A 12,745-nucleotide genomic window follows, 5' to 3' on the forward strand; every position below is an offset into this window, starting at 1 on the left:
CCCTTCACGGCGTTATCCGGCAGGTTCAATGGGTATAATCTCAGCCTGTATAGTAAGGCACCCCTATGATAAGTCGAAGGCAAAGATATAATAATTATCCGAAATGCGGCGGACGCTTGTCCATTTTCCGTTCCACAAAATTCTTCATGAACGCAACCGTCTCGTCTATCCCCAAGACAGAGACATCTATCGAAAAGTTGTAGGTGGATGCAACGCCCCATTCCTTATTCGTATAATAGTTATAATAAGCAGCACGCGACTTGTCGGTCTTCAGCATCAATTCCTCCGCCTGTTCGACCGTCAGGTTCTGGCTTTCGATGATCCGTTGAATACGGTTTTCCTTGTTGTTATGAATAAAGAAACTCAGGCAGTCAGGATTGTCACGAAGGATATAGTCGGCACATCGTCCGACAATCACACAAGAACCTTTTTCCGCCAGGTTACGGATCGTATCGCTCTGATACAGGAACAAACGGTCGTTAGACAGCACATCGGCATACGGCGGGAACAACCCCATATACGAATAGCCCATCGTAAAAGCATACGCCAAACCACTGGAAGCCTTCTCGTCCGCTTTCTCGAAAAACTCCTCGCTCAATCCGCTTTCCTTCGCGGCAAGCGCCATCAGTTCCTTGTCATAATAGCCGATGCCCAGCTCTTTTGCCAGCTTCTGTCCTACCTCGCGACCACCGCTGCCAAACTGCCGGCCGATGGTCAATATGATTTTATTATCCATGTCTATCTATGTTTTTGGTATCAAGACAAAGGTAAATAAAATTTATTTAGAATGAAACTTCCTGAACTGGTTTATCAAGACGAGAGCCGTAACAATCGTAGCTGTCGTGTCGGCGATCGGGATGCTGATCCATACGCCAAGTGTTCCGAACCATCGGGGAAGAATCAACAAGCAGGGAACGAGGAACAGCATCTGCCGGGTGAGCGAAAGGAAGATCGCCTTCTTAGACATCCCGATGGAAAGGAAAAAGTTTGTCGCCACCATCTGGAAACCGACAATCGGAAAGACCGCAAAGACGATATGCAAACCGTACACCGCCGCCTCGATCAGCTCCGGATCGGTCGTAAACATGCGGACGATCACCGACGGGAACAACTGACAGAGCAAAAACCCTGTTGTCGCCACCCCTATCGCCCACTTCATCGTCAACTTCGTCACTTCCGTCACACGCGAATATTGGCGGGCACCGAAGTTATAACCGGCAATCGGCTGCATCCCCTGGTTGAACCCCATGATGATCATAATAAAGAGGAATACCACCCGGTTCACGATCCCGTATGCGCCGATCGCCATATCGCCGCCATGCTCTTTCAGTCCCCGGTTAATCAGTATTACGATCAGACAGGCACAAAGATTCATCAGGAAAGGTGACATTCCGATATAAAGAATCCCCTTCACGATTTCGCTTTTCAGCCGGTAAATGCCTTTCTTGAAATGCAACAACTCCTTCGGACGGGAAAAATGAATCAACTGTCCGGTCAGCGAAATGACCTGAGAGATGACGGTAGCCCATGCCGATCCCTTGATCCCCCAACCGAAACCGAAGATAAAAAGCGGATTCAGTACACAGTTGATCACCACCGACGCCAACGTCGCATACATCGCTAATTTAGGGAAACCGGAAGAACGCAACACCGCATTCAGTCCTAGATACATATGAGTAATCACATTTCCTATCAGGATCACATTCATATAATCGCGGGCATACGAAATCGTGTTCTCGCTCGCCCCGAAGAAATAGAGGATCGGATCGAGCAACAACATAAAGACCAACGTAAATGCGAGTCCCAAAACTACGTTCAGCACCAGTACGTTTCCGAGCACCTTGTTCGCCCCTTCATAATCTTTCTGTCCCAACTTCACGGACACCAGCGTTGAAGCCCCCACCCCAACCAGAGAACCGAAAGCAGCCGCAAGGTTCATCAATGGAAAAGTCAAGGCCAAGCCGGAGATCGCCAACGGTCCTACCCCGTGTCCGATAAATATACTGTCTGCCATATTGTAGAGCGAAGAAGCGGTCATGGCGATAATGGCCGGTATGGCATACTGTGTCAACAACTTGCTGATGCGCTCGGTTCCAAGCACTAAAGGAGAATTTTGTTTACTCATGTCACAAAGATACGCAGAATCCGAAAAAAAGGTTACTTTTGTTTTCTTATAAAGTATAAAAAATGGCGGAAAATTTAATAATCAACGGTGAGAACAAGCGGGAACTATATGAGACGCTGCTTCATCAATTGCAATCGCTGACAGCGGGAGAGACGGACGTCGTCGCCAATATGGCGAATGTCGCCGCTGCCCTGAAACAAACATTCGATTTCTTCTGGGTAGGCTTTTATGTGGTAAAAGAAGAGATGCTCGTGCTTGCCCCGTTCCAGGGGCCTCTTGCCTGCACGCGCATCCGGTACGGGAAAGGTGTATGCGGAACAGCCTGGAAGGATGCACAAACAATCGTTGTCCCGGACGTAGAGCAATTTCCGGGACATATCGCCTGTAGCTCGGATTCACGGTCGGAAATCGTCGTACCGATAGTCAGAGATGGAAAAGTGGTTGCCGTACTGGACATTGACAGCGACAAGCTGAACGAGTTCGACAAGACGGATGCGGAATATCTGGAACGACTTTGCGCAATCTTACCGTTTTGAACGGTGGAAAACATATAATTGTGACAACCCTTCCCCCCCAATCCGTCCAGGAAGAATCCATATGATATAATTTGAAAAAACGGAAGCCTCAGACGGAGGTCTTCCGTTTTTTATTGTCTATTCGACCGTCACCATCTTTCCCTCCGTATTCGCCCGGACAAGATGGTCATACATCGCTTCGCAATAGACCGGAGGCAAATAGAAACGGCCGGGGTAGACAGCACAAAGATTGATACGGACCGTCACTTGCTTTCCGGCAGGCAGATAGTCAATATAGCTGTAAGCACGATCGTCACGAATATCTTGGTAATTGACACCTGTCACCTGATTGTCAACCGTGTCGCCTGTAAGGAAGCGCGTGTTCAATATCTCCCAACCAGCCGGAAAAACCTCAGTCAGCACCAGGTGGTTATAGCCACGAGGAGACGAATTTGAGACGGTCACCACAGCCGTGAAGTTCGTACCCTGCTGCAAAGCGGAGGTATTCACCGGATGGCCGTCATGATCCATATAGCTGACGGCGAGCGTAAGACCGTTCGCATAGGCTTCCTCTTTACCCTCGGCTGGGATACCTTCGGCCACGAGGCGGGCGAACAGAGTGGATTTGCCGGTGTTCTTCAACTCTAAGGAGGCAGAAAAGGCAGTCTTGTCAAGCAAAGTCTCCGTCCAGATGTTCCGAGTGGTGGAAACCTTCTTCGCCTTGCCGTCTACGGCATAGGAGAAGTCCATCGAGCCGGACATCTTATATTTCTCCATATAGTCGGAAAGAGCCACCAGGCTAAATGCCGTGGATTGCGTGCTCAGCCAATCGTCGGATGCGAGCGTCTTGGATATTTCATTTGCCAAAAGAGCCGCTTCCTTACCGCCATCGAGCAGACAGAGCGTCATCAGGCGGATCGAAGCATCACGCAAGTCGCTGCCGAACGTCTGATCGTATCCGGAACAAGCCGTTGTCAGAGCCGTTGTCTTTACAACCAACTCTTTCGATACATCCGGACGTCCGACCAAAGCATAACCCGCCGCCAACAGATAGCGACTCATAGACATGAGCGTCTTACTCTCTTTCAGGCGATTCATGGCGCCGACCTCGGCAACTTGCCCTAAAGCGAGGACAAACAGGCGGTATGCCTGCGTCATTTCTTCGGATTCGGCAGAATAGGAGGCTTCCGGTTTCCAGTTACGGGCAATACGGCTCAAGTCATTCAACGCATTCCGCTTCATGCCTTCGGGTACAAGGTAACCTTTCTTCTCCGCTTCGAGCAGAAAGTGGATGGCATAAACAGTCCCCCAAGCATTGGGAGCCGTTCCACCAGGCCAGTAGGAGAAGGAACCGTCTACCGTCTGGTAGGAACGCAGGCGACGGATCACTTCTTTCACTGTCGCTTCAGTCGATTGCTCCTGTTCGCGGGTCAACGAGGCGAACCCGCTCAAGTACAGTTGCGGGAATGCCTTCGAAGTGATCTGTTCAACACATCCATGCGGGTAGCCCAACAGGTAGGACAACCGCGTGGAGAGGTTGACAGGTTGGACATCCGACATTTCGAGCACAAGGGAGTTCGTACCCTCCACGCCGGGAAGGCCGACCGTCCCTTTCCAGCTCTTTCCGGCTTCGAGCGTCACAGGCGTCACCTTGATTTGCGGACGGCGTACGGAACGGATTTCGATATCGGTTTCATATACAGACTTTTCACCACCGCCGGTAGCCGTGATCTTCACGTGTCCGGCTCCGGGGGTATCTTTCACACGAATGCGGAACTGCGCCAGTTTGTCACTGACCGTTTCAAAGTGCAGCATATGGCTCTTCTCGCCGACTACCTCCATATTGCCGGAGCAGGCGATCGTGACCTGCACGTCTCCAACTCCTTTTTCGGTGGCAAAGACGGTAGCAGGAACCACCATTTCCTCTCCTATGCCGATAACGCGCGGGAGTGTACCGAGCAGCATAACAGGCTTGCGCACGAGCACGCTCTTCTCCGTGTTGCCGTAAGCCTCCCCGTTTCCGGCGACGACCATGACGCGGACACGGCCGTTGTAGTTCGGCATCTTATAGATATGCTGCCGTTTTTCTCCCTTTTTCAGCAGAAACGGACCGGCAAACTGCACGACCGGCTTAAAGCGGTTCACTATCGCCTTCGGACCTTTGTTCAAGGCATCGTCGCCGCCAATGCTGAACAGTTGCTCGATGCGGCCACCATACGCGCCGACCACGTAGTTGTACAAATCCCAGGTATTAACCCCCAATGCCTCGCGGGCGTTAAACGCCTGCCAGGGATCGGGTGTGCGAAAGCGGGTTAGGTCAAGCAACCCTTCGTCGACAATCGCCAGTGTGTAGGCCATCTCGCGACCGTTCTTTTCGGAAACCATCACGTGGCAAGGTGCTTCAGGCTTGACCTCATCCGCCATATGGATAATCGGGGCCAAATGGCTTTCAGGAGATGTAACCGTGAAGGGGACGACACCGTACATGCGGATCGGCAGGTCGTTCTTCGTGACACCATGCGGTTGCAAGAGTGTTATATAAAGGTACGCGTTTGGCTGCATATCCGGAGTGACGGCGAGCTTGACCGTAGTCTGCCCGTCGTTGCACATGTGCTCAGTGGTCGAAAGGACACGTGTTCCGTTCTCAATGCTGATGATCGCGCGGCTTCCCTTGACAGAGGGGAAGGTAACAACGATCTGTTCGCCTGGTGCGTATGTGTCCTTGTCGGTCTTGAAGGTTAGCATATTGGCGGAGGAAGAACCGTCAGCATCGCGTCTGCCTTCACTGTAAGGCCAGTCGAAATAGTTCATCACACCGGTAGAGTGTTTGCTCTCTTTGTCTTTCACCGAGATAAAATAGGTTCCCCAATCGGCATCGGTATATTTCAGGTTGAAGGAGGCCGTGCCATTCGTGCCAGTACGGATGGTGAAGGTTTTCACTGGCTTGTTATACGAATTGGAGACATAATTAGCCAGGCTGCCGTTGTCCGAGCTCCACCACCAGTACCAATGGACTTTATAGACTTTCACTTCGAGTTCAGTATTGGCTACCGCCTGTCCGAGATAGTCGACGGAAGCTACTTCATATTTATATTCGGTTCCGGTCTTCAGCGGTTCCCCATCTTGCTGGGGCGACTTGATGCCGGCATAGCGACGGTAGGGTGAATAGAACGCCCGATTGGCGTCGATGCTGAAATCGCCGGATTCCTCATACACACGGGTGACGAAACTCGCCAACAACATACCGGGAGCCGAGGCGCCGATCTCGAAACGGGCTTTGATGGTGGCGTCGCCCGCTGCATCGGTCACACCGGAGATCACTTTGCTTTCTTCGCTGTTGAAGATTTTCGAAGGATCATCGAAATAGAATTTCTTATAGCCGGAAAAGGTGGTCGGGGTCGAGATAAAGGTTCCCTGAATATCGTATTTCAGATTGCGGGCAGTTGCTCCCTGTAGCCATTCCACGTGCATAGCGGCATCGAGCGGTTCGCCTCGGAGCAATTTTTTGGGGGGCATCGTAAGGGATATCTTCAAGCGGTTCGGTTTGATCGTTTCGATACGGAGACGCTTCGTAAAGGTGACGCCGCCGACATTCACGTTGACGTTCCAAGCGCCTGTCGGCGCATCGGGTTCGGTCGGCATATCGAAAACATAAAGTCCTGCTTCGCCTTTTGTCTGTGTCTTGCGCAGGTAGAACTGGCCGAGCGGATTGTAAAGTTCCATGATGACCGGATGGTTAGCAGGGAGCATCCGGCTGCGGTCGTTCAACATAAAACCGAGATGCAGCGTGTCGCCCGGACGCCATACACCGCGGTCGCCGTAGATGAAGCCCTTGATGCCTTTCTGCACGACTTCTCCGGAGACATCGAACGAACTCAGCGAAAGGGCGGAACCGTCGTCTACACGAAGATACGAGCGTTGCTGTCCGAGGGAAGCAGTCAGATAGAACGGCTTGCCGTTTTTCAGCGAGAAACGCACCTGCCCTTTGTCGTCTGTCACGCCGGAGGCTAATTCCTGACGCTGGTAGTTGTAGACAACGACTTTGACACCTTTCTCTGGATGGGTGCTCAGAATGTTATGTACAAGGACAGTCATATCGTTATCTTCGCCGGCCATCGCCAACAGACCGAGATTGGTGGCGAGGACATTCTTGCCGACGGTCGTGTTATAATAATAGCTGTTGGAACAGGGGTCGCCACGTTTGCTATAATCGTAGTCGGACCAGTCGAAGTCGCCGTTATAGTAGTAATAACCGCCTCCATCGAAACGGCTACTTTCTTCCTTGAACTTGATCTCATCATCGGCAAGCAGTTGTTCTTTACTTTTCTTGACGAGGTCTTCGCAGGGATAGGCGGACAAATCCCGGTTGAACGACAGTTCCACCCGGTAGATGGCGCCGGGTTCGGGATCGATCAGTTCTTTCAAATCGATCGCGTAGGTATTCCAACGACTGAGATCCTGGGTGGCGTCTTCATCGAGGAAGATCGTTTTACGCGCGATCAGGCGACCGACACGCATCAGGTCACTCGTTCCTTCGAGATCATTCACCTGAAGGAATTGTCCGATGTTCTGTTCGAATATCTTGATGACACGCACTACTACGCCGCGCAAGTAGACGGCTTGAAAAGGAATAGTCAGTTGTGTGGACTGTGGGATGATCACACCGTTGCCGATAAAACGGACTTCCGGCTTTTCATCACTGACTACGATCTGACGAACGACGCTTTCTTTCAGGTTCAGCCCGTTTTTGCTTCTGATGTTCTGGCTCAGATGAACATTAAGGGCACCTTTGCTACCTGCATCGGGATAAAGGCGGAGCTTATTGCCCTCGACATTGACGGTCTCCGATTTGTTACCGTCGATCCAGGCAAGTCCCTGCATGTTTTGTGCCGCATCGAGTAGTTTCGTAAAGGTGACTTCGACGTAACGTTCCGGCTCTGCGACATATTCGACTTCATACACGGCAAAATCATTCAGTTCGGGAATATCGACAGATAGCAGTTCCTCCTCCGGCACTTTCAGTTTATTCGGGGCTACGGATAATTTAAAGGCACGTGTCGCATCCGTCCCGGCCTGTATGTTCGAGATAGAAATTTCATGCCTCTTTCCGTCGGGACTATGTTGCCATCTGGCATTCGCCTTTTCGGAAAAACGGACAAGCGACTCTACAGTTTCGGGAATTTCCCTGTCCGGCGTAAATACCGAGCAGACAATGTCGTAGCCGTTTTCATTCTTCCGGTTGATATCGACGGATTGCAGGTTGGCACGCAACAGCAAAGGCTGCGTCGAGAATCTGAATGAGAAATATTTGTCCTTTCGTTCCGTATCAAACCACTCTGATAGATCAGCCTTTACCTCGTAACGAGTGTCACGCTCAAAACTCTTGGATGGCTTGAATACGATCGTCCGGTTATTTTCAAATGCGAACTCGCCGACTGTCTCGGGCTTGATCTTGACCAGGTCACGAAGTTGGTCAGGCTCCATTCTGTCAACTGCTATTTCCTGGTTGAAAATCAGATATACGGGCGTATATCTTGAAATCGTACCGGAGGTAAACGCCTCCACATAGGGATTGAAAGGGATCTCTTCGGATTCGCTTTTACCTTTTCCACATCTGCTGAATAAAAACAAAAAACAACAGGCACAGATATAATACAGATATTTCGCCATATTTCCTGAATTTAACAGTTACACTTTCGACAAACAGACTGTCTGCGAATATAAGCATTTTTATGTACATTATTATTCTTATTTTTTACCAAATGGTAATTTCTGGCCGGACTTAAAAGACTACTTTTGCAAACTCTTTCCTCACCCTTCCTCACTTATTGGGAGAAAGGGGATTATGGCTGGCAATGCCATGTGCCGAACTGATTATTTTTTCGCGTTAACAGCTGATTATCAGTATCGGCACAAGATACGCAAGGTGGCGGAATAAGGCAGCTATCCTCTGGCATTCCGCATCACCCGCTCTATCGCATCATTCATCTGCGCGATGGACTCCAGACCAAGTGTCATGCAATGCAAGTTACTTTCGGTAACAGCAAAACGGATGGAACGTTCGCGTTCGGCATCAGAAACATGTTTGCCTTCACCAAAAATTTTCATTCCGATAAGCCCTTTGCCTTTCTTGCGTGCCTTGCCTAAAAGTTCGTTTACGGCTTCGACCGTCCCATCCATATGGCTTTGGAACGGATTCAAGCGGGCGAGGATAACGTCACACCACGGATTGTCGACTGCCTCGACCAGCGCTTCCCAGTTATGACAGGAGACGCCGACAGCTTTCACGATACCATCCTGCTTGGCTTTCGCCAGGCCGTCCATATAAAATTTACGAGTTTCCGCCCAGTCGCCTTTCGTCATACAGTGCAGTAGGAGGATATCGAAATAGTCCGTACCAACTTCCTGGCGGAAACGGTCGAGGGTTTTGCTGACCGACTCGCGTTTTTCCGACCCTTCGTCGTAGGTCCACATCTTCGTCATCAGCGTGAGTTTCTCACGAGGCAACTCTTTCAGGGCTTTTCCGACAAATGGTTGCGAACCGTACATATCGGCCATATCGAAGAAGCGAATACCGCGTTCATAACCGTGACGGGCTATCTTCACAAAGTTATCCAGTCCGAGCCGGGTCTGATTGGACTGGTAATTCCAGCCTTTCGTCCCGGTTCCCATAGCTATACGAGAGACTTTCAATCCGGTCTTTCCCAGTTTCACCCTGTCGACCGATATATCCGAAGGTACGGTCATCTGTATGTTGGCAAGTCCTGTGCGGACTAACGATAAACCGGCTACTCCGGCAATCCCAGTCTGAATAAATTTACGTCTGTCCATCTCTATAATTTTTAGGTAATACTTTCTTTAATATCAAATAACCGCACAAGCCTGAAATGAACGAACCGGCAAATACGCCCAACTTTGCCTGATTCAATAGCTCTACTCCGACATCAGGCATCCCGGCAAAAGACAGGTTCGCGATAAAGAGAGCTACCGTAAAACCGATACCGCCCAACATCGACACCCCGAATAGGTTCCGTTTGCTCACCCCTTCCGGCATCGTAGCAAGACGCAAACGGACAAAAATATAGGTGAACAGGAAAATACCCAGCGACTTTCCGGCAAACAGGCCGAAGAATACCGCCAACGGGATTCCCAGTAACGAACCGATCCCGATATCCCCGAAAGTAACGCCTGCATTGACAAAAGCGAAGAGCGGCAGGATCAGATAATTGACTAACGGATGGAGTTTGTTGGCAATGCTTTGCAACGGACTGATTGTTTTGTCCGCCAATGAATGAATATTGTTGAGAACTTGAATCTGTGTCGATGAAAGAACCGCCGCTTTCCGGGAATGACGCACTTCTGTGTAATCCAGCATATCCAGATAGCCAGTCATTTCACAAGTGAAATCATCCAGCTTAACAACCGGACGAGCCGGAACGGTGAATGCGACCAGCACACCCGCTATGGTCGGATGAATACCCGACTCAAGAAATAGCATCCACACAAAGAAACCTATTATATAGTAGAAAGCAATGTTATTCACCCTCATCCTTCCCCCTACATATAGCAAAGCCAGCAAGGCGAGTGAGATCAGAAGTGGCTCAAACGCAATCTCACCACTATAAAACAAGGCGATAATAATGATTCCGCCGATATCATCCACCACCGCCAATGCCGTCAAAAAAATACGCATGCTGAGTGGAACCCGTTTTCCCAACAACCCTAAAACAGCCAAGGCAAAGGCGATATCGGTCGCCATCGGAATAGCCACACCTCGCACTTCGGGTGCCGAATGACAAACCAGAAAATAAAACAATACCGGAACGATCATCCCGCCGCAGGCCGCAATAATCGGAAGCAGTGCTTTCCGTACCGAACTCAACTCCCCAATCAGAATTTCCTGCTTAATCTCCAATCCAATCACAAAAAAGAAGACTGCCATCAAGGCATCATTCACAAAGACCAGCATCGGCATCACTTCTCCATGATGCATAAACGGTGTGAAATTACCTATCTTCAAATCAATCGGATGAGATAAGATGTTATGGTAGGACTCCGCCCAAGGGGAATTGGCAAATAGCATAGCAAGAATCATAGCCATGAATAATAAGATACTCGCATTCGGTTTTTGCATAGCAAAACGACGCAACGGTTTAAGGATAACGTTGATGGTTCTATCCATATGGTATTTAAATATTTATGGGAAGCGGCGTGCAAACCGCTTCCCTTTGATTTTTTCCTAACAACTGTCCGCCTATTTGCCAGCTTGCTCCAGCTCGTAAGCGCTGCGGGTCAGTTTTTCAACCCACACGACAAATATACCAGTTAAAATTAAATTAAACACTATGGTGAGCACGGAAATCATAAGCGCAGGACCTCCTAAATTGTAGCCAAGCGCAATAAAGATAATCCCAGCCCCTACTTCACCGCGTGTAAACATACCGATCGACAGTGCCAGACGTTCGCGCTTCCGCCTTTCCCGATAGAAAAACAGCGGGAACAGTTTCCCGATATTGGACAGGAACGAAACAATCACGACATGCAGGATGATCACTGGCCAGGACATCATCGGCTGTGCTCCGGTTATCGTTGTCGCCTTTGCAGACTGCACGGCGAAGTCCACTCCGAAAAAGACCGGCATGCTGACTCCTACCAAGAACATAAAGAGGAATGAGACAGCCGTCGCCACATTGTGCTCAACCTTCGTATCGATATGCTTATGTCGCATCACCATACCTAATACAAACGCAGGTAACAGAACCTCGATATGAATGCTGGCATCTTCACCATAGAAGTATTTGGACACCAAATAAACAACCTGCGTGATCCCGCAGGTAAAGACTGCATAAAAAAGAATTGCCTTCCAGTCCTGCCGCATGTCATAACTGCCCATCTTTCTCCATCCGATGATCAACAGGACCATCACGATCAGAATGATAACACCCAACTGCCAGCGCAAACCTACCATCATGATCTGCAAAGGTATCATCAACAGGATTGTGTCGAGGTCGTCGAAGATCGCCAATACCTGTACCTTCTTGTATACCCAGGAAGATTTCAACCCTGCCGCCGCCAACATCGTAAACAATATACCTGCCGAAGTCGGGGCTGCAAACCGGCTCAACAAAAGGTTTTCTTTCCAAGCTTCTCCACTGTTCCAGTAAATATCGGGAAGCAACACGAACATATAATATAAAGCCACGAAGATCCAGGGGAAAGCAGCCGTCGCCATTGCAATAAAATAATCTTCGGTATAGGACCGCCAACAGCTTTTATCCATTTCGAACTCCCGCCCCACATTTATCATGATAAAGGCCAGGCAGACATACAACAGGGTATTGGAGACCGTCTTCACCGACGAATACCCCTCACCTACCATCGCCGGCAGGAATTGAGATACAACCAGTCCCAACATCAGAAAAAAAGAAAATAAAAGAATCTTCTTCATTATTTACAAATTGTTTTTGTTTAGAATTATAATAATATAACAACTTACTTAAAATTCGGTTCTGGGAATATAGACACTTTCCACCTTTAATAACCGCGCTTTCAAACGTTCGGCCTCCCCTTTGCGAATACGAAGAGTCATTTCACAATCCATTTCAAACTTTTGGGAGACGATCACTGGATTCTCTTCCTTGACAATGCGCATGATTCCGTTCAGATAAGGGTATTCGAACGCAATGGTGATATCTTCATCAACAGTGCGCTCTTCTATCTCGGCAGCAGCTATTGCTTCGGCGGCGGCTGTCCGGTAAGCAACAATCAAACCGCTCGTCCCTAATTCGATTCCGCCGAAATAGCGGATCACGACGATCAGGATATCTGTCAATCCGTTCGAGTTGATCTGTCCCAGAATCGGTTTTCCGGCAGTAGAGGAAGGCTCGCCGTCATCGTTCGCACGAAAAGTTAGGCGTTCGGGACCTAACATATAGGCCCAGCAGACATGGCGGGCGTCATAATACTGTTTACGATATTTGTCCAGTTGCTCTTTCACCTCTTCCACCGTACGCACCGGGATCGCATACGAGATAAAGCGGCTGCGCTTCTCCGTATAGTACCCTTCAGCTATCTGCTTAATGGTCTTGTAACTGTCGTCCGCCAT

At 49.5% G+C, this 12,745-nt stretch carries 8 protein-coding genes; 1 reads left to right on the top strand and 7 read right to left on the bottom strand.

Annotation, left to right across the window (positions count from 1 at the left end; genetic code table 11):
• Window positions 1–94: 94 nt before the first annotated feature.
• Window positions 95–736, bottom strand: coding sequence for a cytidylate kinase-like family protein (locus NQ542_RS07230; protein WP_005638800.1), 642 nt, complete (start codon window positions 734–736; stop codon window positions 95–97).
• A 42-nt stretch (window positions 737–778) separates the two neighbouring features.
• Entirely contained in the window at window positions 779–2,125 is a 1,347-nt protein-coding gene (locus NQ542_RS07235) for an MATE family efflux transporter (protein ID WP_005638802.1), read from the bottom strand.
• Window positions 2,126–2,187: 62 nt separating this feature from the next.
• Between NQ542_RS07235 and NQ542_RS07240 the strand changes: the two genes are divergently transcribed.
• Window positions 2,188–2,661 (top strand): GAF domain-containing protein, encoded by a 474-nt coding sequence (locus NQ542_RS07240; protein WP_005638804.1) that lies wholly within the window; start codon window positions 2,188–2,190, stop codon window positions 2,659–2,661.
• Window positions 2,662–2,778: 117 nt separating this feature from the next.
• Here the strand turns inward: NQ542_RS07240 and NQ542_RS07245 are convergent, their stop codons facing one another.
• From NQ542_RS07245 to NQ542_RS07265, 5 genes are all read right to left on the bottom strand, one after another.
• Window positions 2,779–8,310: an alpha-2-macroglobulin family protein gene (locus tag NQ542_RS07245; RefSeq protein ID WP_005638806.1), complete on the bottom strand. Its 5,532-nt coding sequence runs from the start codon at window positions 8,308–8,310 to the stop codon at window positions 2,779–2,781.
• A 273-nt stretch (window positions 8,311–8,583) separates the two neighbouring features.
• A complete protein-coding gene (locus NQ542_RS07250) occupies window positions 8,584–9,471 on the bottom strand; it encodes an aldo/keto reductase (protein ID WP_005638808.1) in 888 nt (295 codons plus the stop codon).
• Window positions 9,458–10,822: a Na+/H+ antiporter NhaA gene (nhaA, locus tag NQ542_RS07255; RefSeq protein ID WP_005638809.1), complete on the bottom strand. Its 1,365-nt coding sequence runs from the start codon at window positions 10,820–10,822 to the stop codon at window positions 9,458–9,460. Before nhaA ends, NQ542_RS07250 begins: the two co-directional genes overlap by 14 nt.
• Window positions 10,823–10,894: 72 nt before the next feature.
• Window positions 10,895–12,088: a cation:proton antiporter gene (locus NQ542_RS07260; RefSeq protein ID WP_005638811.1), complete on the bottom strand. Its 1,194-nt coding sequence runs from the start codon at window positions 12,086–12,088 to the stop codon at window positions 10,895–10,897.
• 48 nt (window positions 12,089–12,136) lie between these two features.
• A complete protein-coding gene (locus NQ542_RS07265) occupies window positions 12,137–12,745 on the bottom strand; it encodes an IMPACT family protein (protein WP_005638813.1) in 609 nt (202 codons plus the stop codon).

The organism is Parabacteroides merdae ATCC 43184 (assembly GCF_025151215.1).
GTDB classification, from domain to species: Bacteria; Bacteroidota; Bacteroidia; order Bacteroidales; family Tannerellaceae; genus Parabacteroides; species Parabacteroides merdae.

Excerpts from the sequence above, each read along its gene's own strand:
- NQ542_RS07235 (WP_005638802.1), bottom strand. The coding sequence starts at position 2,125 with ATGAGTAAACAAAATTCTCCTTTAGTGCTTGGAACCGAGCGCATCAGC.
- nhaA (WP_005638809.1), bottom strand. The coding sequence starts at position 10,822 with ATGGATAGAACCATCAACGTTATCCTTAAACCGTTGCGTCGTTTTGCT.
- NQ542_RS07230 (WP_005638800.1), bottom strand. The coding sequence starts at position 736 with ATGGATAATAAAATCATATTGACCATCGGCCGGCAGTTTGGCAGCGGT.
- NQ542_RS07240 (WP_005638804.1), top strand. The coding sequence starts at position 2,188 with ATGGCGGAAAATTTAATAATCAACGGTGAGAACAAGCGGGAACTATAT.
- NQ542_RS07245 (WP_005638806.1), bottom strand. The coding sequence starts at position 8,310 with ATGGCGAAATATCTGTATTATATCTGTGCCTGTTGTTTTTTGTTTTTA.
- NQ542_RS07250 (WP_005638808.1), bottom strand. The coding sequence starts at position 9,471 with ATGGACAGACGTAAATTTATTCAGACTGGGATTGCCGGAGTAGCCGGT.
- NQ542_RS07260 (WP_005638811.1), bottom strand. The coding sequence starts at position 12,088 with ATGAAGAAGATTCTTTTATTTTCTTTTTTTCTGATGTTGGGACTGGTT.
- NQ542_RS07265 (WP_005638813.1), bottom strand. The coding sequence starts at position 12,745 with ATGGCGGACGACAGTTACAAGACCATTAAGCAGATAGCTGAAGGGTAC.